This window comes from Anaerostipes faecis, from assembly GCF_910574135.1.
In the GTDB taxonomy this organism is placed as follows: domain Bacteria; phylum Bacillota; class Clostridia; order Lachnospirales; family Lachnospiraceae; genus Anaerostipes; species Anaerostipes hominis.
The window spans coordinates 45,697-68,605 of record NZ_CAJSYK010000006.1 but is presented as its reverse complement, the minus strand read 5'-3'; the positions used below and the strand labels follow the sequence as shown (position 1 = coordinate 68,605).

Annotated in this window: 23 protein-coding genes; 20 read left to right on the top strand and 3 right to left on the bottom strand. The window is 42.3% G+C overall.

Features of this window, described 5'->3' with window-relative positions:
* Window positions 1–122 precede the first annotated feature (122 nt).
* From QGT46_RS05905 to QGT46_RS05870, 8 genes are all read left to right on the top strand, one after another.
* Window positions 123–998, top strand: coding sequence for a shikimate dehydrogenase (locus QGT46_RS05905; protein ID WP_006567234.1), 876 nt, complete (start codon window positions 123–125; stop codon window positions 996–998).
* Window positions 999–1,029: 31 nt separating this feature from the next.
* Entirely contained in the window at window positions 1,030–2,202 is a 1,173-nt protein-coding gene (locus QGT46_RS05900; protein WP_024727816.1) for an MFS transporter, read from the top strand.
* A 13-nt stretch (window positions 2,203–2,215) separates the two neighbouring features.
* Window positions 2,216–2,983 (top strand): type I 3-dehydroquinate dehydratase, encoded by a 768-nt coding sequence (gene aroD / locus QGT46_RS05895; protein ID WP_024727815.1) that lies wholly within the window; start codon window positions 2,216–2,218, stop codon window positions 2,981–2,983.
* A 324-nt stretch (window positions 2,984–3,307) separates the two neighbouring features.
* Window positions 3,308–3,793, top strand: a complete 486-nt coding sequence (locus tag QGT46_RS05890; protein ID WP_034549458.1) for a TRAP transporter small permease — start codon at window positions 3,308–3,310, stop codon at window positions 3,791–3,793.
* Between the two features lie 2 nt (window positions 3,794–3,795).
* The gene (locus QGT46_RS05885; protein ID WP_148459771.1) at window positions 3,796–5,085 is read left to right on the top strand and encodes a TRAP transporter large permease; all 1,290 of its coding nucleotides are present in this window, start codon (window positions 3,796–3,798) and stop codon (window positions 5,083–5,085) included.
* Between the two features lie 13 nt (window positions 5,086–5,098).
* The gene (locus QGT46_RS05880; RefSeq protein ID WP_301589957.1) at window positions 5,099–6,106 is read left to right on the top strand and encodes a TRAP transporter substrate-binding protein; all 1,008 of its coding nucleotides are present in this window, start codon (window positions 5,099–5,101) and stop codon (window positions 6,104–6,106) included.
* Window positions 6,107–6,174: 68 nt separating this feature from the next.
* Complete coding sequence (locus QGT46_RS05875) at window positions 6,175–6,600, top strand: hypothetical protein (protein WP_235824551.1); 426 nt, start codon at window positions 6,175–6,177, stop codon at window positions 6,598–6,600.
* 102 nt (window positions 6,601–6,702) lie between these two features.
* The gene (locus tag QGT46_RS05870; protein WP_301589954.1) at window positions 6,703–7,692 is read left to right on the top strand and encodes an ABC transporter substrate-binding protein; all 990 of its coding nucleotides are present in this window, start codon (window positions 6,703–6,705) and stop codon (window positions 7,690–7,692) included.
* A gap of 93 nt (window positions 7,693–7,785) precedes the next feature.
* On the opposite strand, the gene QGT46_RS05865 is transcribed toward QGT46_RS05870, so the two are convergent.
* Entirely contained in the window at window positions 7,786–9,327 is a 1,542-nt protein-coding gene (locus QGT46_RS05865) for a nitrite/sulfite reductase (RefSeq protein WP_270431761.1), read from the bottom strand.
* A gap of 146 nt (window positions 9,328–9,473) precedes the next feature.
* Between QGT46_RS05865 and QGT46_RS05860 the strand changes: the two genes are divergently transcribed.
* The 3 genes from QGT46_RS05860 (at window position 9,474) to QGT46_RS05850 (ending at window position 12,166) form a co-directional block, all read left to right on the top strand.
* Window positions 9,474–9,968 (top strand): YqeG family HAD IIIA-type phosphatase, encoded by a 495-nt coding sequence (locus QGT46_RS05860; protein ID WP_024727808.1) that lies wholly within the window; start codon window positions 9,474–9,476, stop codon window positions 9,966–9,968.
* Between the two features lie 230 nt (window positions 9,969–10,198).
* Window positions 10,199–11,404: an amidase domain-containing protein gene (locus tag QGT46_RS05855; RefSeq protein WP_270431759.1), complete on the top strand. Its 1,206-nt coding sequence runs from the start codon at window positions 10,199–10,201 to the stop codon at window positions 11,402–11,404.
* 15 nt (window positions 11,405–11,419) lie between these two features.
* Window positions 11,420–12,166, top strand: a complete 747-nt coding sequence (locus QGT46_RS05850; protein WP_095142887.1) for a hypothetical protein — start codon at window positions 11,420–11,422, stop codon at window positions 12,164–12,166.
* 74 nt (window positions 12,167–12,240) lie between these two features.
* On the opposite strand, the gene QGT46_RS05845 is transcribed toward QGT46_RS05850, so the two are convergent.
* On the bottom strand, window positions 12,241–14,232 hold the full coding sequence (locus tag QGT46_RS05845) for an FAD-dependent oxidoreductase (RefSeq protein WP_270431758.1): 1,992 nt from the start codon (window positions 14,230–14,232) through the stop codon (window positions 12,241–12,243).
* Window positions 14,233–14,534: 302 nt separating this feature from the next.
* Here QGT46_RS05845 and QGT46_RS05840 point away from each other — a divergent pair, with 302 nt between their 5' ends.
* The 5 genes from QGT46_RS05840 (at window position 14,535) to QGT46_RS05820 (ending at window position 18,992) form a co-directional block, all read left to right on the top strand.
* Window positions 14,535–15,419: a LysR family transcriptional regulator gene (locus QGT46_RS05840; RefSeq protein WP_024727803.1), complete on the top strand. Its 885-nt coding sequence runs from the start codon at window positions 14,535–14,537 to the stop codon at window positions 15,417–15,419.
* A 97-nt stretch (window positions 15,420–15,516) separates the two neighbouring features.
* Window positions 15,517–16,293 carry a shikimate kinase gene (locus tag QGT46_RS05835; protein ID WP_024727802.1) on the top strand — a complete coding sequence of 259 codons (777 nt, stop codon included), beginning with the start codon at window positions 15,517–15,519 and terminating at the stop codon, window positions 16,291–16,293.
* Window positions 16,294–16,303: 10 nt separating this feature from the next.
* Entirely contained in the window at window positions 16,304–17,494 is a 1,191-nt protein-coding gene (locus QGT46_RS05830; protein WP_034549453.1) for an iron-containing alcohol dehydrogenase, read from the top strand.
* A gap of 65 nt (window positions 17,495–17,559) precedes the next feature.
* On the top strand, window positions 17,560–18,117 hold the full coding sequence (efp, locus tag QGT46_RS05825) for an elongation factor P (RefSeq protein ID WP_024727800.1): 558 nt from the start codon (window positions 17,560–17,562) through the stop codon (window positions 18,115–18,117).
* Window positions 18,118–18,119: 2 nt separating this feature from the next.
* On the top strand, window positions 18,120–18,992 hold the full coding sequence (locus tag QGT46_RS05820; protein WP_024727799.1) for a DMT family transporter: 873 nt from the start codon (window positions 18,120–18,122) through the stop codon (window positions 18,990–18,992).
* A 66-nt stretch (window positions 18,993–19,058) separates the two neighbouring features.
* On the opposite strand, the gene QGT46_RS05815 is transcribed toward QGT46_RS05820, so the two are convergent.
* Window positions 19,059–19,514 carry a winged helix-turn-helix transcriptional regulator gene (locus QGT46_RS05815; protein ID WP_024727798.1) on the bottom strand — a complete coding sequence of 152 codons (456 nt, stop codon included), beginning with the start codon at window positions 19,512–19,514 and terminating at the stop codon, window positions 19,059–19,061.
* 322 nt (window positions 19,515–19,836) lie between these two features.
* Between QGT46_RS05815 and QGT46_RS05810 the strand changes: the two genes are divergently transcribed.
* Genes QGT46_RS05810 through QGT46_RS05795 form a run of 4 tightly spaced genes read left to right on the top strand, consistent with a single transcriptional unit; the run spans window position 19,837 to window position 22,903 of the window.
* Window positions 19,837–20,187 carry a cupin domain-containing protein gene (locus tag QGT46_RS05810; RefSeq protein ID WP_148459236.1) on the top strand — a complete coding sequence of 117 codons (351 nt, stop codon included), beginning with the start codon at window positions 19,837–19,839 and terminating at the stop codon, window positions 20,185–20,187.
* 18 nt (window positions 20,188–20,205) lie between these two features.
* On the top strand, window positions 20,206–20,994 hold the full coding sequence (locus QGT46_RS05805) for an SDR family NAD(P)-dependent oxidoreductase (protein ID WP_024727796.1): 789 nt from the start codon (window positions 20,206–20,208) through the stop codon (window positions 20,992–20,994).
* Between the two features lie 17 nt (window positions 20,995–21,011).
* Complete coding sequence (locus QGT46_RS05800) at window positions 21,012–21,935, top strand: 3-hydroxyacyl-CoA dehydrogenase family protein (protein ID WP_024727795.1); 924 nt, start codon at window positions 21,012–21,014, stop codon at window positions 21,933–21,935.
* Between the two features lie 17 nt (window positions 21,936–21,952).
* Window positions 21,953–22,903: a cyclase family protein gene (locus QGT46_RS05795; RefSeq protein ID WP_024727794.1), complete on the top strand. Its 951-nt coding sequence runs from the start codon at window positions 21,953–21,955 to the stop codon at window positions 22,901–22,903.
* Window positions 22,904–22,909: the final 6 nt, after the last annotated feature.

Sequence of the window (22,909 nt, the reverse complement as noted above, 5' to 3'; positions counted from 1 at the left end):
AAGTATTAAAAGATGTATTAGAAGTATCAATAAGATCCGTGTATAATAGTTTTTGTAAGGTTGTTAAAAAATTAACTTTTGGGTGAAGAAACAACAGGGTAAGTAGAAAAGGAGAATGACACATGGCAGAGAGAATCACAGGACATACAGAATTGATCGGGCTGATGGCATATCCGATCAGACATTCCAGTTCACCGGCAATGCACAATGAAGCATTTGCCACATTAGGACTTGATTATGCATACTTGGCGTTTGAAGTTGACAATGACACATTAGAGGATGCGGTAAAAGGACTGCGTGCCCTGAAACTGAAGGGTTCCAACGTGTCTATGCCGAACAAGACAGTTGTAGGCAAGTACTTAGATAAGCTTTCACCGGCAGCAGAGATGGCAGGAGCAGTCAACACGATCGTCAATGAAGACGGAGTTTTGACAGGACATATTACCGACGGAATCGGCTACATGCAGTCACTGAAAGACAATGACATCGATGTGATCGGCAAAAAAATGACAATCACAGGAGCAGGCGGAGCTGCAACGGCGATCGAAATTCAGGCGGCTCTGGACGGTGTCAAAGAAATGTCAATCTTCAATATCAAAGATAAATTCTGGGAGAATGCAGAGAAAACCGTTGAGAAGATCCGTGCAAACACAGACTGTATCGTAAATCTTTATGATCTTGATGATAAAGATAAATTAAAAGAAGAGATTGCAGACAGCTATCTGTTTGCACAGGCAACCGGTGTTGGAATGAAGCCTCTTGAAGGCCAGTCAGTGATACCTGACGCGTCATTCCTGCGTCCGGACCTGATCGTCACCGACACTATATATGCACCGAGAGAGACTGCACTTTTAAAGATGGCAAAAGAAGCCGGCTGCAAGACAATGAACGGTCTTGGTATGATGCTGTTCCAGGGAGACGCGGCATTCCACCTGTGGACCGGAAAACATATGCCGATCGACCACATGAAAGAAGTGTTGGATATTAAATACGACTAAATCTAGAGAGGAAATTTGAGAGGAATCAATTATGAACAAAAAATATTATCCCAGTGCGTTTATTTTATACTTAAATTATTTCATCCATGGTATCGGATGTTCTGTATTAGGCCAGGTAGCAGTAAAAGAAACTTTGGTAAAGCAGTGGGGAGCTTCTGACATCGGGCTGGTAACAATGGTAGCGGCAGCGCTGGGGCTTGGACGTTTGATCGCCCTTCCATTTGCAGGACCTCTTTCTGATAAGCTGGGAAGAAAAGTGGCATCCATCATCGGCGCAGGCTCCTATGCGATCTTTTTCTTAGGCCTTGCTATGTCACCAAATATGACGGTTGCATACATAGCAGCTGTATTAGGAGGAATCGCAAACTCATTCCTGGATACCGGTGTGATCCCGGCTTGTGTTGAAATTCTGGCTCCAAGATCCAGTATGGCAACGATGCTCACCAAGTTTTCAATCTCCTGTTCACAGCTGTTAATGCCGTTTATGATCGGTGCTATCGTTGGAGCAAACCTTTCCTTAAATGTATTATTATACGTATGCGGTGTTGCCATTGCCATCATCGGCGTGCTTGTTTTATTCGCACCTCTTCCGAAGATGGAGACAGCAGGCGGGGCAAAATCTTCTCTGATCCAGGATATCAAACATGCAAACTTCTCATTGGAGAGTATTGCGCTGATTATCATCGGATTTACAGGAACAGCAACATTCCAGCTCTGGCTGAACTGTGCTCAGGATTTCGCGAAGGAATATGCAAAGATTGGTGATCCTTCTGTGATGCAGACATACTACAGTACGGGATCTCTCGTAGCTATCGTTGTTACAACTGTTTTAGTTAATAAGATAAAAGGGGTAAGATTCTTATTCGTATATCCTCTGATCGCAGCGATTATGATTGCGCTTGTTTATCTGCTGAGAACTCCTTCTATCTGCTACATCGGATCAGCAGTTGTCGGATATTCCGCGGGAGCCGTTGTACTTCAGCTTGTGACAGCGACAGCGAACGATCTGTTTCCGAAAATCAAAGGAACTATCACGAGTATAGTTATGATTGCGTCCAGCTTATCTAACTATACAATCCTTTCTCTGGCTGGTACAATGGATAAAGCAGACATTTTATTAATGAACATTGGAATCACTGTTGTCGGAGTATTATTGGCTCTGTTTGTCAATGTGAGATACAAGGCAATGGAAGAGAAAGCTTAATAAGGAGTAGAAAATGAATCCAGTAAAAGTTAAAAATGTAGAGATTGGAACAGGTGTTCCTAAGATTTGTGTGCCGATTGTGGGCGTGACAAAGGAAGAGATCATCGCCGAGGCAAAGTCTTTCCGGGAGATCCCGGTAGATGTTGTGGAATGGCGCGTGGACTGGTTTGAGGGAGTCTTCGATTTTGCCAAAGTAGAAGATGTGTTAAAAGATTTGAGAGAAGCTCTTTCAGATACACCGATTCTCTTTACCTTTCGTACATCCAAAGAGGGCGGAGAAAAAGCCATTGAGCCAGGTCCGTATGCAGAACTGAATAAAAATGCAGCGAGAAGCGGATATGTAGATCTTGTAGATGTGGAGGTATTTACGGGAGATGATATCGTAAAAGATATCGTGGCGGCTGCGCATGAATGCGGCGTAAAGGTCGTGGCTTCCAACCATGATTTTGACAAAACTCCTTCAAAAGAAGAAATTGTCAGCAGACTCGTGAAAATGCAGGAATTAGGAGCTGATATTCCTAAAATCGCTGTCATGCCGACCTGCAGGAGAGATGTACTTACACTCCTTGCAGCGACGGAGGAAATGTATACAGATCATGCAGACCGTCCGATCATCACTATGTCTATGGCAGGAACGGGACTGATCAGCCGTCTCTGCGGAGAAGTGTTCGGTTCGGCGCTTACATTCGGCGCAGCGAAAAAAGCGTCTGCTCCGGGTCAGGCAGCAGTCAATGAATTAAATGATATGCTTCAGTTCCTCCACGCAAATCAGGGACTGTAGAATTATAAAATCAAAATGACAGTAAGATAAAAGCAGATAATCTGACCCCAGGTTATCTGCTTTTTACTTCTGCGGACCATAGATGATTTGAGGCGGCAGGATCATTGAACTCTGAGAAAATCTGCAATATTGATAGATAAAAATTATTAATTCTATTTGAAAAATCTATTTGTGGAATGAATTATTACCATGTATAATATAGTGGATTGGTTGTTAAAAAATTAACTTTTGGATGCTGTAATAATTACAGCGGGGAATCATGTTCAAATAGATAGAATCATGCTGGGGACAGCAGATCTCCGCTTACAAAAGAGAGGTATTAAGATGCTAAAGTGGTTAGATGAAAATTTAGAAGAGTTTTTAATGGGAGTTTTCCTGATGGGGATGGTCCTGATCATGGGCATACAGGTTTTGGCGCGTTATGTTCTGGGAGCATCCCTTTCCTGGTCGGAGGAGATCACAAGATACCTGTTTATCTGGTCAGGCTTTATCAGTGTCAGCTACTGCACAAAAAAGTGTATCTCCATTAAAATTGAGCAGTTTGTGGCAATGTTTCCTAAAAGGGGAAGGGCCATCTTTAAAGTGGTGAACCATACCATTGAACTTGCATTGTTCCTGTATCTGATCCCATACTCTATCCTGTATTTAAAAAGTGCATTTGAAAGCGGACAAGTTAGCCCTGCATGCCATATACCAATGTACTACATACAGGCAGCACCGCTGGTAAGTTTTCTGCTGGTGACAATTCGTATTTTACAGAGATGGCTGATTGAGTTTAAAATCGCAGTTGGAAAGGATCAGGAGGTGTAGGTATGTCAGCGTTATCAGTATTTATTATTTTCTTTTTGTGTTTGATCATCGCGATACCGATTTCCATTGGACTCGGTATTGTGTCGGTACTTCCGGGAATCTTTGACTCTTCTTTTACGGCAAGCGGCCAGTTTGTCATCCGTTCCATGCTGGGAGGAATCGACAGTTTTCCGCTGCTGGCGGTGCCGATGTTTGTTTTATCAGGCATGGTGATGGCAAAGGGCGGAATTTCAAAAAAGATTTTTGATGTATTTGTATATTTTATTGGAAAATTTACAGCGGGAATGCCATGTGCAGTTATCGTTACGTGTCTTTTTTATGGAGCAATTTCAGGTTCAGCACCGGCGACGGTGGCAGCAGTGGGCAGTATGACGATCCCGATTTTAATTAAGCTCGGTTATGATAAAAAATTTGCGACAGCAATCGTTACGGTTTCAGGAGGATTGGGTGTCATTATCCCTCCAAGTATTCCTTTTATTATGTACGGAATGGCATCCGGACAGTCTGTCAGTGATCTGTTTATCGCCGGGATTCTTCCCGGGATTTCTATCGGTCTGCTGCTGATGGTATATGCTGTTTTTTACTGCAGGAAACATGGTGAGGATAAAGAAAAGATCCGGAAAGAAGTACAGGCACTTCGTGACAAAGGCCTGCTTACTGTGCTGAAAGACAGTTTTTTTGCACTGCTCAGTCCGGTCATTATCCTTGGCTGTATTTATACTGGTGTGGCTTCCCCTACAGAAGCAGCGGTGATTTCTGTTTTTTATTCTGTATTCGTAAGCTTATTTGTCTACAAGAGTATCCATGTAAAAGACTTATGGGGAGTTATGATCGAGGGAATCCATACCTATGCGCCTATTTTATTTATACTGGCAGCATCCGTGGCATTTTCAAGAGTCCTGACGCTGATGCAGGTTCCTCAGACAGTCAGCGAGTGGATTCTCGGAACATTCCACAATGGAATTGTCATTCTGCTGGTAATCAACGTCTTCTTACTGCTTGTGGGTATGGTTATGGATACGACACCGGCTATTTTGATTCTGACACCGATTCTGATGCCGATTGCAGTGGGCGTTGGAATGAATCCAATTCATTTCGGTGTGATGATGGTGGTCAATCTGGCGATCGGTTTTGTAACTCCGCCCATCGGAGTCAATTTGTTCGTGGCTTCATCCCTGACTCAGATCCCGGTAGTGGATATCACAAAGAAGGCAATGCCGCTGATCCTTTGTTTCCTTGTGGCTTTGTTACTTATTACATTTATACCGCAGATCAGCCTGGCGCTGTTATAGGAGGGGGATACAGATGAAAAGATTGATAAGATTTGGTATTGCAGCTTTATGTGTCGTCTCTGTCTTGGCTCTTAGCGGATGCAAGAAGAAAAGTGATGACGGTGTGCAGCGGTATGCGTGGCCTCTTGGAACTTCCAGCCCGGAAGATACCGTGACGCAGCTATATTCTCAGAAGTTTGCAGATGAAGTAAACAGATTGAGTAAAGGGAAAATGAAGATTGAGGTATATCCAAACAGTACGCTGGGGGGAGACAGGGAACTGCTGGAGAGCTGTTCTGACGGTGATATTCCTTTTGTTGTGCAAAATACGGCACCTCAGGTTACTTTTATGCCGGATACCGCTGTCTTTGATTTGCCAAGTGCCTTTACTACGATTGAAGAGGCAAGAGCTGCCGTAGACAATCCTGTATTTTATAAGAAGATGGAAAAGGTCTATGAAAAAGGCGGATTTAAGCTGCTGGGTTATGCGGACCAGGGATTTCGTGTCATGTCTACCAACAAAGAGGTGAAGTCGATTGATGACTTTAAAGGACAGAAAATCCGTACCATGGAAAACAGCTACCATATGGATTTCTGGAAGGCACTGAAAGCAAATCCGACGCCGATGACGTTCAGTGAGGTATACATCGGCCTGCAGCAGAAGACGATAGACGCACAGGAAAACCCATATGAGGTCATTGTATCAAGCAAACTTTATGAACAGCAGGATTACGTGGTAGAAACAAATCATCTGCCCCATTATATTTCTCTGATTGTAAGTGATGAATTTTATAAAGACCTTCCGAAAGATCAGCAGAAGATTATTGAGGAGGCGGCAGAGACGGCAAAGGAATATGCAAGGAAAGCTTCGGATGAACGGATCGAGGAACGGATGAAGGTCATAAAAGACAGTGGTACGAAGATTGTGACGCTGGATAAGAAAACTCAGGAGGACGTAAGGAAAGCGGCTTCCGACATATATAAAAGCATTAAGGAAAATGTATCAAAAGATATTTTTAATGCATATTTGAATCAGAAGTAAGATCAGCAGGCTCTTTTATTGGAAAGCAATAAAAGAGCCTGTTCTTTATTTTACAGGAAAGGTTCTGAGTGATACACAATATTTGGATGAACTTTCACCCGCAGCTGAACTTTGCACCGCAGCCGAGAGTAAAGACAGAAAGCGGAGAAAAAATAAAAGGTTTTGTGGGAGTTTCCAAGGCATCTAAATTTGCAGTGAAAGGAATTGCACTGATTGTTATCGGTCGCACCTGTACAGCCACATTCCAGATCTTTCTCGCTGTAATGTTCGTTATGGAATATTACCTTCTGGTAGCTGTAGAATTAATAGATGACGGAGATACTCTGGCAGTTTGCGGAGCCGGAGGAGGCATTGTAGATCCGTTACTATTGATCGAAGCTCTGAAAGACAGATATCTGGAGACAAAGGAGCCAAAAAATTTGACGCTGTGGCATTTCAGCGGACTGGGAGACCGTGGGGACCGCGGAATGCCACCTGAAAGAGAAGCGCTTTAAGGCAATAAACTTGCACCTGCTGGAGTTATACTATATAATAAAAGAAAATATTGTCAGCAAGATCATTGGCAAATACTGGTGAGGGGGAATATATACCAGATTATGAATAAAAAGTGCGGAGCGACTGTATTACTTCTGCTGTGTGTCTTGTTTCTGGCCTCGTGCAGGGGAAACCATGACAAGGACAAAAAACAGATAAAAGAAGAGTCATATACAGTGATAAAAGATTCCACCGGGCGAAAAGTAGAGATAAAAAAAGAACCGGAAAAAGTAGTAGCGTTATCGGCTTCCCTGTCGGATGTATGGCTGCTCTCCGGAGGAGAATTATGCGGAGCTACTGCAGATGTGCTGGAAGAAGAGGTAGTTCACGAAAATCTTAACAAAAAAAAGATTAAAAATGTTGGTTCTGTCAAATATCCGGATCTGGATGCTGTTCTTTCCCTGAAGCCGGATTTGGTTCTGATTTCAGGAAACATTGAGGAGCAGATGGATACAGCTGAGACTTTAAAGAAAGAAAAAATTCCATATTATATTGTCAGGATGAATACTCTGGACGATTACCTGAACGTTTTAAAACAAATGACGGAAGTAACCGGAGAAGAGGATAATTATGAGGAGTATGGAGAGAAAGCAAGGGAGGAAGCGGATTACCTGCTGAAGCAAGTACCAAAAGGCAGGAAAACGACTGCACTGGTGCTCAGAGCTTATTCTGCAGACATCAAGGTAAAGACAGAGGAAAATGTAGTCTGCAATATCCTGCAGGACATCGGAGTAGAGAATGCAGCTGCGAACAATAAAAATCTTGCGGAAAATAAGACTCCTTCACTGGAGGCGATATCAAAGAGCGATCCTGATTATATTTTTGTCACAACCATGGGAGACAGAAAGCTTGCCCTGAAGAAGCTTCATAATACTTTGGAAAAGGAATCCGGATGGGAGGATTTGAAGGCTGTGAAGCAGAAGCACCTTGTTATTCTTCCGAAAGAACTGTATCAGTATAAGCCAAACAGCCGGTGGAGCGAAGCCTATGAGTATATTCTGTCGATTGTATATCCTGATACTTTTCATTCGGCAGTGGAAGAGAGCAAATAAATAATTATAAGGGAATACAATTAAGAGAAGATAAAAATAAAAAAGCACCCCATTGGAAAATGTTAAAAACATTGATGCCAATGGGGTGTTTTTTTATTTTGTATATTTTTGGATGATAGCTTTTAGAGCATCTGGATTTTCTTTTATCCAGTCGGAATATAATTTGTGTTCTTTCTGTACTGCCTGTCCAATTTCTATTAAGAAGTCCGGAATATCTGTTTCCAGAATGGTTCCGGCGTCCTCCCCGAACTGTGCATTGCCCTGTGTTTCCTCTCCGCCGATATACAGCTGGAAGGCTGCAAGAGGTTTTTTATCAATAACCTTTGTGGCTCCGCGGAAGCCAAGTGTCCCAATCTGGTGAGTTCCACAGGAGGATGGACAGCCGGAAATATGGATCTGCGGGAGCACACCGTTCGAAAAATCTAAGGGGCGGATCTTATCCATGACAGCTTTATAGAGCTTTTGAGAGTCTCTGAGACCTATCTGACAGATCCCGCTGCCAATACAGGCGACAGATGTCTCAAACAGGTTGGATGCACTGTCTTTGGTAAGTTCCAGGAGTTCCAGGGCTTCCTCTTTGTTACAGTTGATGAAATAAAGGCTTTCGTCTGGGGAGATTCTCAGGACCACCTGGTCCATCTTCTGTACAGCTTCATTGATCGGTGCGATCAGCTCCGGCGGGATATTCCCTCCAAACGGATGATATAAAACACTGTAAAGACCGTCCTGTTTCTGTGCGGTAATCCGGAAGTTTTCCTCAAGGAAGCCGCAGCCTTCTTTTGTCACAGGAACTTCCTGTACATTGAGGTCAAGAGAATCTTCAGCCATTGCCTTGCTGAGGTTTTCAAGAAAAGCAGCCCGGTAGCCTTCCTGGCCCAAAGTATCCTGCATATACCGTGTTCTGGCTTTCCCGCGGTTTTCATAGTTGCCGTGCTGTATAAATGTCAGAATCATAGCTTTGATATAGTACAGTACTTTTGATGGGTCTGTCCCTTCGTCTACGAGTACGCCCATTTTAGGGTTGTTGCCAAGGCCGCCGGCGCTGTAAACGTCGAAGGTGTGATCCTTGCGGGCAACAAATCCAAGATCACGGAAAGTGGCGTGTGTTATATTCTTTGGAGAATTAGAGAAACAGACTTTCAGCTTTCTGGGCATTTTCACCCGTTTGATGAAAGTCAGAAGATAATCGGCGGCCTCTCTGGCATATGGAAGCACGTCAAAGTATTCTTCTTTTTCTACTCCGGAGAGAGGAGAAACCATGACATTTCTGGGAAAATCACCGCCGCCGCCTCTGGTGATAATATCATGCTCAAACGCTTCCTCGATGAGGGAAGATACGGTAACATCATTTAGATTGTGTACCTGTACGGTTTGACAGGTGGTCAGATGGAGTTTGTCTATCTTATATTTTTCAACACTGTCCGCAATAAACTGGAGTTTATCTTTCGTGATTTCTCCCCCGGTAAACCGAAGTCTCAGCATACTGGAACCGCCGCCCCTCTGTGCGTAGCTTCCAAATCCTCCTGAAAAACCTTTATATTCTTTAACGCTGATTTCTTTTTGATAAAACTTTCTGGTCATTAAATGAAATTCGGCCAGGTCAGCCTGAAATTCTTTTTTTAATTCCTGATCCATGTTATTCTCCTTTGCCATATTTAACAGTTTTCTTATTTTATTATAGCATTTCTTAAAATGCACGTCCACATTCAGGGAAGTTTGGCTTTTTTTCAGTTATATGCTAGAATAGGACAAAAGAAAAATAAAGGATGGATACACAGAAGATGTTTGAGAAATTTTACCCGAATGAATATATGGACAGTACTTATTCCATTGACTTTAAAGCATATTATGACAGAGGATACCGGGGGATTTTATTTGATGTAGATAATACCCTGGTGCCTCACAATGCACCCGCAGATGACCGGGCAGTCCGTTTTTTCAGGGAACTGAAAGACATCGGCTTTGATTTTTGTTTTATGTCCAATAACAAGGAACCCAGAGTGAAAAAGTTCTGCGAAGCAGTGGAAGGAACCTACTATATTTATAAAGCGAACAAGCCTATGGTGGGAAGTTATGAGAAGGGCATGAAGCTGATGGGAACAGACCGGTCTAATACACTGTTTGTGGGAGACCAGCTGTTTACGGATGTCTACGGGGCCAATAGGGCCAATGTTTACAGTATCCTTGTAAAGCCCATGAATCCAAAAGAGGAGATACAAATCGTATTGAAACGGTATCTTGAGAGGATCGTTCTGCATTTTTATAAGAAAAGTTGAGTAAAAATTATTACATGATTTTTATCGAGGATAGTATGCTGATTGTAGTGGAATCAGCATACTATTTTTTGTTTTTGTAATAAAGAAAATGTTTATATCAAGCAAATATTAAAATTATATTAGGAATTAATAACATTATGGTATAAGTAGTCATAACTGTTGACATAGATGGTTCTACGGATTATTATTTAGTATATAACTATCAGATTAGTAAAGAAGGAGGAAGAGGTATGAAAAAAATAATAAGCATATGTTGTATAGTTTTAGGCTTTATTCTATTTGCTTTGCAGAATACATTTGCCAATGAATTTGTTGAAAAAGAATCAACTGATAATGTTCAAATTAAAAAAGTCTTGAATAATTTTTTTATGGATAAGAATAAAGCTTTAGCCCATTTAAAGATGGATTCCAAATTAAAATCATATTTTAATTCTGATGAAAATTTAGAGTATTTTGATTTAGATACTTTAATAAAGTATCGTAAGGTTCAGAATTCAGATCTGTGTTTTGAAAAATTTAATTCTGAACTTACTTATAATAAGATTTTAATTAATGAAAGCAAGGCAAAAGTATCATTAACTGAAGATATTAAAATCCATTATAATTGTTCAAAGGACACAGAATCAGAGGAACTACATGAACATTTGATTTATTTAGAAAAAATAAATGGAGAGTGGTTTATACAGAATGATAATGTAGAAGGAGACTTTAAACAAGCACTCAAAACGATGAAAGATAAGCAAACCGATAAAGCCGCTCTAGAGAAAAAGCAAAAAGATATAATTAAGGTTGCCAAATCTTATGTTAATAAATTAGAGCAGGAACAATCTAATAACATTCAAAGTTATGAAATGACTGATACTAGTGCAGCAAAGAAAAAATATAAATTTAGTAGTTATGATAGAAATAAGGCTAAAGCATATGCATTAAAGTACGCTTTAAAGCCTAATCCAAATTATCCATTTTATTCTGGGGATGGAGACTGTACAAATTTCACTTCTCAATGCCTAAAAGCTGGCGGAATTACTGAAGATAAAGAAGGTAAAGAAGCATCTAAAAAATGGTATAGATACAATTCATCATGGAAAGGTGCACAGATGTTTCACAACTACTGGCGAGAAAATAAGGGATCATCATCAGTAAAGGGCTTGAAAGCATCTAAGACTAATATGAAAGGATGCAGATTAGGTGATATTGTTCAGAAAGTACCATGGAATAGTAAGGTAGGACAGTATACAGCTACACACAGTGTAATCATTTCTGGTTATGTCCCTAATCCTACTACTCCAGGTGATCCATGGAACAGAAAAAAGGATGTTTTTATTTGTCAACATTCAAGCAATAAGAAAAAAGACATGTTGCGAAACGTCCCACTGAGTTCTCGAGGATGGATGACACAAGCGAAATATGTTCATATAAGTGGTTCATATAAATGACAGAAAGGTAGGATTATGAGAAAAAAAATACTTCAATTACTTATTTCCGTATTTATCATTGTTTTTGGAACAGCGTGTCAGGCTACGGGCATTAAAGAGCAGAAAAAATATCCTGAGACAAAAAAAGTAAAAACAGAAGATATGAAAACGTTGACCAAGCAACAATTTTATAAAGTAAATAAAAAAAAATCAGCCCCAGGTGATGGATGGGAGCTGATATATTACAACAAAGACAAAATATTAATCTCAAATGTTACATCTCTTGTAATTCTGAGAAAAGCAGATAGTAGATTTCAAATTGATAAAATATTAGATTTGAAAAAGTATGATTTGAATCATTCACAGTCGGAAGAGACTACAGAGTTACTTCCCAGTAACAATGGGGAACAAATCTTGCTCTATAACTCATATAATTCTGACAGTAAATTATTGGCGGAGGAAAATGACAGTCTAATCAGCTGGGTTGCAAATTTTACAACAGTAACAATGAAAGAGTATAGAGGAAATGATCTCGAAAAAATTGCAGATTTAGAACAAGGAAGTTTTTTTAACTGCCTGTATACATGTAAAATGATTCAAAACCCAAGAAAAATAAAGGGGGTTGACGAAAAAAATAAAGAAATCAAAGTATTTACAACAGCTTATGATGACACCCAGATTCTAGTGAGCACTGATATTAACGAAAACAACATGTTATCCTTAAAAATCAGTAGTTATAATACCTCAACAAAAAGAATAATAAATCTTTTTCGGTTTACCTAATAAATAAAAAGGGTCTTTGGAAAAAGCATGACAATAGCTTTTCCCAAAGACCTTTAAAATATCATTAATGAAATTTATAAGAAGTGATGTCTCTCAAGTGCGATCAGGATATCACGTCCCTCTTTGACACCTTCGATCATACGCCTTGTCTTTGCACTGTCACCAATGTTGAGAACTTCAATGCCCTCATCCACAAAATGATCGTACAGAGCCTGCAGCGCCGGTGTGGCAGACTGCATTCCGAGACAGATAAATCCGTAGTCAAAATCTAATTCCAGATCCTTATAGTCATGACGGACAATGAAAGAATTCTCTTTCACTTTCAAAAGGTTGGCATTCGGATACTGAGTGACTTTATATTTCTCCAAAAGCTCATTGGCACCGGTTCTTGTGATCAGATCCAGGTCTTCTCCAAAATGAGGCTTTTTCTCTACAATGGTCACTTCTGCTTTTCTAGGAGCAAAGAATTCAACCACATCCAAACCGACATTTCCTCCGCCTATGACAACGACTTTTTTGCCGGAAAGATCTGTTTTTTCAAATGTGTCTACCTTGTCAACCAGGTCAAAGATCGTAGAGACATTTCCTTTCTCAAGGTTTTCCTTAAGGCCTGGAATATTCGGAAGCAGTGGGTTGGAGCCGGTTGCGTTGACAACGATGTCCGGTTTGAATCCGTCTACAAATTCCGCGGTAGCTTCTACATTCTTGCAGATAAACAAGTTTTTAAGGGCCATGGCTCTTTTTTCCTGATAAGCAGGGAAGTAACCAAGACGTTTTTTATTCGGCATGTTGCCCACACGTCTGGCCAGTCCGCCAAGCTGGTTGGTCTTTTCGATCAGAACAGTGGAACATCCCACCTCTGCTGCAGTACATGCGGCTTCAAGGCCTGCGGTACCGCCTCCGATAACAACCACGTTGCAAGGCTTCTTGATATGCTCTTTTTTATAATTTTCTCCGCTTACTACAAATGGATTGACAGTACAGCGCATCGGTTTGCTGCTGAGCGTTGCAGTACATCCATTGTTGCAGGAGATACATTTGTTGATATCATCGGTGTTTCCGAACTGTACTTTGTTGACCCACTCAGGATCTGCGATCAGTCCTCGGCCGATACCGATCAGGTCAGACTGGCCGCTCTTTAAAATCTCATTGGCGATCTCAGGTTCACGGATATTTCCTTCAGCGGTACATGGCTTTCCTGTTTTCTTCTTAACAGCCTTGGACATGTAAGATTTCCATCCGTCCGGAAGGTAATCTGCGTCATGCTGATACTGGATTGTACAGGTAAGACCTGCGGATACTGCAAATACGTCTACATAATCTTCAAAATATTCAACGATCTCCAATGTGTCATTCAGTGAGTTTCCGCCTTCAGTGAGCTCATCTGCACTAATTCTCAAAAAGATCGGGATATTCTCGCCTACAACTTCGCGGACTGCTTTTAAGACGAGCGTTGTAAAGCGTGCACGATTTTCTTTGGAACCGCCAAACTCATCTGTCCTGTCATTGGTCAGCGGGGATAAGAACTGGTTCAGCAGATAGCCGTGTCCTGCCTGAATCTCAACAGCATCAAAGCCGGCTGTGACTGCGCGCTTAGCAGCGTCTGCAAACTTCTGGACAATACCGTGGATCTCTTCTATCGTAAGAGGTCTCGGGATGTCTCCTCCAGCTTTTGATGGAATATCAGAAGCAGATACCGGCTGGATATTTGTCACAGAACCGTCCGAGTCGGCACCGCCGTGATTGAGCAGAATGGAAGCGTTGGATCCGTATTCATGGATCGCTTCACAGAGCTTGTACAGCCCGTGGATGTAGTTGTCATGGTCAATTCTCAACTGGTTCGTGCTTAAAGATCCCTGAGGGGATGCGACACTGGCACCTTCCACTGTGATGAGGCCTATGCCTCCTTTTGCATGTTGTTTATAATATGCAATCAGTTTATCACTGACTTCTCCTGTTCGCTCAGCAAAATTTGTTCCAATCGGCGTCATGACAATACGGTTTTTTAATGTCATTGATTTTACTGTAAATGGTTCAAATAGATTGCGGAAATTCTTTGCAGCCATAGTTAGTTCCTCCATTTTTCTTTCTATTTCACTGCAATAATTATATCAAACTGTGTATACAAATGCAATGAAGAATATACCCACAGGGCACACCGTATTGTAAATCCTTCGGATGGGAGTGCTTCGCACGATAAGGTATACCCACAGGGCACACCGTAACTCATACCCTTCGGGTGGACGTGCTCCGCACGATAAGGTATACCCACAGGGCACACCGTAACTTATACCCTTCGGGTGGACGTGCTTCGCACGGTAAGGTATGGTATACTCATAACTAAGAAAACCAATTCCGGAGGGATCATATGAATCTGAATCATCTATATTATTTGAGAACACTGGCGAAAGAGCAGCACTACACCAGGGCTGCCCACATTTTAAATATCACCCAGCCCAGTCTGAGCCATGCCATCAATGCTCTTGAAAAGGAGTTAAATGTCAAATTGTTTGAAAAAGTTGGAAGAAATGCCAGGCTTACCAAAGAGGGTGAGCTTTTTTGCCGATATGTGATACAGTCACTGGACATGCTGGATGAAGGAAGGCGTGTGGTGGGTGAAGTATCCGGAATGGCCGGCGGATATATCGACATCGGATATATTTATACTCTGGGAAGTCATTTTATCCCACAAAATATGAGTGATTACATGAAAGAGAATGAGGGTAAGAATATCCGTTTTTCTTTTGGACAGGGAACCACAGAGCAGATGATCGGGGAATTGAAAAAGGGTACCTATGATCTCGTATTTTCATCCTATAAAGAGGGTGAAGACCGGTTGAATTTCACTCCTGTTGTGGAAGAAGAGCTTGTGCTGATCACGCCCAAAGGACATCCTCTGGCAGGGGAAGAGGCCGTTGACCTGGCAAAGACAACGAATTATCCTTACATTATGTTTTCGCGCAAAAGCGGTCTGAGGCCGTTTATCAATAAACTTTTTACTGAGGTAAAAGCGCAGCCTTTCATCGCATATGAAGGGGAGGAGGATTCCTCTGTTGCAGGCCTTGTGGCCGCCGGGCTCGGGATTTCTATTGTGCCGAGAATTCCTATTCTGGAAACCATGGAGGTGGAGGCAATCCCCATTAAAAGGCCTGAGATCAAGAGATATATCTATCTCGTTACACAGAAGGATAAATATCTCTCACCGATCGTTGAAGACTTTATAGGGTTTATTAAATCCCGGCACCAGATATAAAACGATGAGGTACGGCTGAGCACAATATTGAAAGAAATGCCGGATTATGGTATACTGAACCACATTAGACTACGATTGAAGAAAAGTGAGGAACACAATGGGAAGGTTAGAAGAGATCAGAGAAAGACTGGAAGTCTGCGACAAACAGATCGTGTCGGTTCTGGAAGACCGGATGGACATTATCAAAGAGATCATGGAATACAAAAAGGAGAACGGACTTCCGATTCTGCAGCCGGAACAGGAAAAGCGGCAGCGCAAAATGCTGAAAGAGCATGTAAAAGAGAATACATATAAGGAAGAGATCCTTGATATTTTTACGTATATTGTGGAAAACAGCAGGAAAATCCAGGCAAGGACTTTGTTTACACACAATATCTTTCTGATTGGATTTATGGGTGTCGGAAAGAGTACAGTATCTGACTATTTAAGCAAGATCCTTGCGTCACCGCAGGTAGAGATGGATCAGGTAATCGTTAATAAAGAACACATGTCGATTAACAAGATCTTTGAGGAGTACGGCGAAGAATATTTCAGAAACTGCGAGACCAACCTTCTGATCGAGCTCCAGAAAAAGAATAACCAGATCGTCTCCTGCGGAGGCGGAGTGGCGATGAGAGAGATTAATGTCCGGGAGATGAAGAAGAACGGCAGGGTTGTTCTCCTGACTGCTTCACCGGAGACGATCCTGGAGCGTGTCAAAGACAGTGACGAACGTCCCCTGCTCAGAGGGCGCAAGAATACGGAGTACATCTCGGAACTGATGGAGATTCGGAGACCGAAGTATCGCGCGGCGGCAGATATCATTGTAGATACAGATCATAAAAATGTCGAAGAGATTGCGGAAGAGATCGTTGGAAAATTAACCCATCTATAAAACAGGAGGAATGAAGATGCAGGCATTTACCCATTACACACCGACAGAGATTGTTTTTGGAAAAGCTTCAGAGGACAGGGTGGCAGAGCTGGCGAAGAAATATCACGGCTCCAGAGTGTTCGTTGTCTATGGAGGAGGAAGTGTCGTAAAGAGCGGGCTGCTTGGAAGAGTGACCGGGACACTGGAAGCGGCAGGGCTCAAGGTGGAGACCATCGGCGGAGTAAAACCGAATCCAAGACTTGATTTTGCCAGAGAAGCTGTTCAGAAGGCCGTTGAATTCCAGGCAGATCTGATTCTTGCCGTGGGAGGCGGAAGTGTGATCGATACTGCGAAGGCAGTTTCGCACGGAGCTGCAAATCCGGATACGGACATATGGGAGTTTTGGTCCCGGAAAAAGAAAGTGGAAAAAACACTGCCGGTAGGTGTCATCCTGACTCTCGCAGCCGCTGGAAGTGAGACCAGTGATTCAGCCGTCCTCACCAATACGGAGATCCAGGTAAAAAGAGGTCTCAGTACGGATCTGAATCGCCCTGAGTTTGCCATCATGAATCCGGAACTTACCTATACGCTTCCCAAGTATCAGGTGGGCTGCGGCATTGTCGACATTATGATGCATACATTGGACCGTTACTTTACGAAGACAAAGGGCAATCAGCTGACCGACGAGATCGCCGAAGGGCTTCTTCGGACCGTGATCGCCAACGGAAGAATCGCGATCCAGGACTCTCATAATTATGAGAGCATGAGCGAGATCATGTGGTGCGGAAGTATTTCACACAACGGACTGACCGGTCTTGGCGCTGAGAAAGATTTTGCTCCTCACCAGCTGGGACATGAACTGAGCGCCAAGTTTGATATCGCCCACGGAGCCAGCCTTTCCGCCGTTTGGGGAGCATGGGCAGAGTATTCCTACATGGAAGATGTAGACCGGTTTGTGCGCTTTGCCGATAAGGTGTGGGGAATTTCCGGGGACAATAAAGAAGAAGTGGCGAGAAAAGCGATCAACGCTACCGTAAATTACTTTAAGTTACTGGATATGCCGACCTGTTTTTCAGAAGCCAAAGAAATCGGCCTTAAGACAGAGGACGAACTGTGGACGATGGCCGACGGATGTTCCTACAAAGATACGAGGACCATTGGGGCTTTTCGTGTCTTAAATAAAGAAGATATCTTTAATGTATATAAATTGGCAAATAAATAGTTGATAAGAAGTACCATTTATTATAGAATGTTATAGAACAAAATGATTAAGGAGGAAATTACGATATGGTATCCGCAGGAGATTTTAAGAATGGGCTGACCATCGAATACGAAGGCAATATTTATCAGATTATTGAGTTTCAGCATGTGAAGCCTGGAAAGGGAGCAGCCTTCGTGCGCGCGAAGTTAAAAAATATCAAGAGTGGGGGTGCGATTGAAAAGTCTTTCCGTCCATCTGAGAAGTTTGAGAATGCTCACATCGAACGAAAAGAAATGCAGTATTTATATACAGACGGTGAATTATTCCATTTCATGGATCCGGAGACTTTCGACCAGATCGCTCTGGACCCGGACACCATTGGGGAGTCACTGAAGTTTGTAAAAGAAAATATGAATGTTACTCTGGTTTCACACAACGGAACAGTTTTCCAGGTAGAGGCTCCTCTGCATGTAGAACTGCTCGTGACGGAATGTGAACCGGGAGAAAAAGGAAACACAGCTCAGGGCGCTACAAAGCCTTGTACGGTAGAGACGGGTGCAAATGTCAATGTCCCTCTGTTTGTCAACCAGGGTGATACATTGAAGATTGATACAAGAACCGGGGAATATTTATCCAGGGTATAAGCTTGTCAAAAAACCAGAAGATTCGGGGGATCGTCTGCATCATCCTGTCGGCGTTCTGCTTTGCATGGATGAATGCATTTGTAAAGCTTTCCGGAGATCTTCCGTCGATTGAAAAGAGCTTTTTCAGGAATCTGGTAGCCCTGATCTTTGCATTTGTGATGATCAAAAGAAGCGGCGCCGGATTCCATTTTCAGATCAAGAATTTACACTGGTTTATCCTAAGGTCCTTAGCAGGGACCTTAGGTATTTTTTGTAATTTTTATGCGGTGGATCATCTGGTGCTTTCGGATGCGTCTACGCTGAACAAATTGTCACCTTTTTTTGTCATTGTATTTTCTTATCTGATCCTGAGAGAAAAAATTTCCGTATTCCAGTTGACTTGTATCACATCCGCATTTATCGGCAGTATGTTCATTGTAAAACCAAGTTTTGCATCGGTCTTGGTTCTTCCGGCATTCATCGGATTTTTAGGAGGGATGTTCGCAGGATGTGCCTATGCCTGTGTAAGAAAGCTTGGAACCAGAGGAGAGAGAGGACCGTTCATCGTGTTTTTCTTCTCTACATTTTCCTGTATAAGCTGCATTCCGTTTATGATTGGAACTTTTCGTCCAATTTCAGGGATACAGCTTGTGTATCTGCTCCTGGCCGGACTTGCCGCAGCTGGCGGGCAGTTTTCCATCACGGCGGCTTATACGTATGCGCCCGGAAAAGAAATATCCATCTATGACTATACTCAGATTATCTTTTCAACACTTCTCGGATTCTTTTTGTTCGGGCAGGTGCCGGATGGATTCAGCATCCTTGGGTATTTCATTATCATAGCGGCAGCGGTCGTTATGTTTTTTTACAATAACCGCAGAGAAAAAGAAGAGTAATTTCCTGTACCGGAAATATCATGGATTTAATATTGGTGTTGCCCAGTGTGAACTGGGCAACTTTTTTTATTTTCCGATATCATATTTTTTCTGTGCATCGTAATGCAGCAATTCCTGCTGCCTCTCATACATCCGAAAGATATCTTCCAGCTGTTCTATGTATTTACGATCCGAGTGTACATCAAAATTATCAGGGTCGATCTCAATTCCGGATTCAGCCATCCTGCGCATACTCCATACATAAAGTATATCAAGGGCCGGTATCAGATCTTCGCCGCTTTGGGTCAGGACATATTCAACCTTCAGGGGGATTGTATTGTACTGGATCCTGCGGATCAATCTATCATGCATTAATTCTTTTAACTGCTGGCTTAATACCTTCTCACTGATAGGAAAATGGTTTAGGGTCTGGTTGAAACGGATCTTTCCATGGTAGTGAATGTGATGGAGTAATGTCATTTTCCATTTTCCTTTAATACAATTTAAGGCAAAATGATAGGGGTTTGTACCTTTTTGCTCCATAGAATTTCTCCTTGTAATGTTGTTGTCTAATTATAAGGTTATGTGTATTGTATAACACTGAGAATAATTTTGTAAATGATTTTGATAAAAAAATAACGGAAGTGCTGGGGCAAATAACCGGAAAAGTAAGAGAATATGCGGTGAAAAGGTAGTTACTTTATGGTTGGCAGGTAACCAAATGGTTACTGAGTGACAGAATTGTAAGTATTGTACGCATAAAAATACAATGCTATCATCATAGATGTCGAAGGAAAACAGAAAAGATGCATCTACTTCGGGTTAATTTGTGAAAAAAGTATCAAAATTTAGAAAGGAGATTTGAATGGTCAAAAGAACATTAGAAGAATTAAAAACCTATGAAGCACCGGGACATTATGGGATGACTGCCATGCGTATTCACGGAAAAGAGGAAACAGGGGCAGAGAAATTCTGGGTCGGATTGTCAACATTCCTTCCGGGCGGAGGAGCAGAGTATGCCTATGAAGATAATCCACTGGAAAAAGTATACTATGTGCTGGAAGGTGAGATGTCTGTCCGGGATTCGGACAATCATGAATATATCATCCATGCAGGAGAGTCTATTTCATTCCCTCCGAATGAGGGGCGCTATTTAGAGAACAGAACAAATAACGCAGCAAAAATGCTGGTAATCATCAATTACCCGGAAGCATAGAAGAAGCGGAGGAGCATCATGGTAAATAAAGAGTTCGTAAACAATATGTTTGATGTAAAAGGGAAGGTTGCAATCATCACAGGTGCCACAGGGGCTTTGGGAAAAGCGGTCTGCTTTGGATATGGACATGCCGGAATGAAGGTCATGGTAACCGGAAGAAAAGAAGAAACATGCAGAGCCTTATGTGATGAACTGGAAGCAGAAGGGATAGAATGCGGATATTCCTGCGGAGATCCGGCGGTTGAGGAAGATGTCATCAAGGTCGTAGATGATACGGTAAAAAAATTCGGAGAAATCAATGTACTGGTAACATCTGCGGGATACAATCATCCTCAGCCGATCATTGAACAGGATTTGTCCATGTGGAAAAAGATCATGGATTCAGATGTACAGGGGACATGGCTGTTCTGTAAGTATGTGGGCAAAGAAATGATAAAACAGGGTAAAGGCGGAAAAGTTATTTTAGTATCTTCTGCCAGATCCAAGATGGGTATGGCAAATTATACGGGCTACTGTACAGCAAAAGGAGGGATTGACCTGATGGCACAGTCTCTTGCCTGTGAGTGGACAGCAAAATATAAAATCAATGTCAATACGATTAATCCGACAGTGTTCCGCTCAGATCTTACAGAGTGGATGTTTGACCCGGACAGTGAAGTCTATAAAAATTTCCTGAAACGTCTTCCGATTGGACGGCTCGGGGAACCGGAGGATTTCGTAGGGCCATGTATTTTCCTCGCTTCATCTGCCAGTGATTTTATGACCGGTGCAAATGTGGCCACAGAAGGCGGATACTGGGCTAATTAGAATTGGAGGCAGTAAAGATGATGATCAGAAAAGTCGCAGTAGTCGGTGCCGGAATGATGGGAAAAGGGATTGCTCAGGTCTGCACCAACATAGAAGGCGTAAAAGTCTGTTTATATGATGTGAAGGACGTAGATATTTACCAGGATATCCAGAAGGATTTTGGGATGCTGGGAGAAAAAGGCATCTTTACGAAGGAGGAGATGGAAGAACGAGTTAAAAGGATTCATTTTTCAACTGATTTGGAAGATGCAGCTTCAAATGCCGATCTTGTATTTGAATGTGTATTTGAAAATCTGGAATTGAAACAGGATATTTTCAGACAGTTGGAGGAAATCTGCAGAGAGGACACAATCTTTGCTACCAATACCTCGGTCATGAGTCCTACCTTAATATCAAAGAAATTACAAAAGAAAGCTCGTTTTGTAGGAACCCATTTCTGGAACCCGGCGTATCTGATCCCGCTGGTGGAAGTTGTGATCGCAGAGGGGACTGATTTTGAAACTGCGCAGGATGTGATCAGGTTTCTGAACGAGGCTGGGAAAAAAGCTGTTTTATGCAGGAAGGATGTTCCCGGATTCATTGCAAACCGTATGCAGCATGCGCTTTGGAGAGAAGCAATCTCCATTGTGGAACAGGGAATAGCAGATGCTGAAACAGTGGATGAAGCTGTGAAGTACAGTTTTGGTCTGAGACTTCCGCAGTTAGGGCCCATCGAAAATGCGGATATGGTCGGTGTCGATCTGACATGGAATATCCACGACTATGTACTGGAATATTTAGAAGATTCCAAAGAACCCTCTCCATTATTGAAAAATCTAAAAGAACATGGCGATCTGGGATTTAAGACAGGAAAAGGTTTCAGGGAATACACACAGGAAGAGATTAATGCTTCTAAAAATGGTTTAAATGATTATCTTATCAAAATGATTTATGGAAAATAGTTTCGGAGGAAAAAATTATGGGAAAAAAAGTATTTATTGATTTAACACATCCATTCAGCGCAGAGATTCCAAGATGGCCTTATTTTGATAAGCCGGTGATTGACAGCAAACATACCATGGCAAAAGGAGGTGTTCTGACACAGTATATCGGATGTACGATGCACACAGGCACACATTGTGACGCTCCCCGTCATGTTATGGAAGTTGAGTTTGATGGCAAAAGGGCACGCTATACCCATGAAATGCCGGTGGATGCCTATACAGGAGATGCAGTCTGCCTTGAAATTAATGTAGATCGCTGGGGACTGATTATGCCGGAACATCTGGAGGATGCATGTAAGCGTGCAGATATCAGGCCAGAGGAATTAGAGGGAATGGTGGTCTGCTTAAATACAGGAATGCACCGTCAGTTTGATGATTCCAAAGAATATTATCATTATTCCTGCGGTACAGGGATTGATGCGGGGAAATGGTTCGTGGAACACAAAGTGAAATGTGTAGCCATGGATATGCAGGCACTGGATCATCCGCTCCATACGGCAATGGGCAATAACGGTATGACCCGCATGAACTTATTAGGTGCTTCAGGAAAACCGATTACAGAAGAATACAAGGAGCAGTTCGGAGAAGAAGCCTATGCTGAGTTTGACAAAGAAGAATACATAAGGATTCATGGACAGGAAGCCTACGATGAAAAATTTGGGGAGCTGGAAGCCATCGGATGCTGGGGTACATGGGAACCTTGCCATAAAATGCTGTTAGGTCATGGAATTGTCGGTGTAGAAAACCTTGGCGGGGATCTGGACAAAGTATCCGGAAAACGGTTCAGATTTAATTGTTTTCCAATCCGGTGGTACATGGGTGACGGCTCCATGGCACGCTGTGTTGCGGAGATTGATGAAGATGATCTAAATGATGTACCGGACAGAACTTATCTGTATGGTGGAACAGGATGCATGAACAGATAATAAACA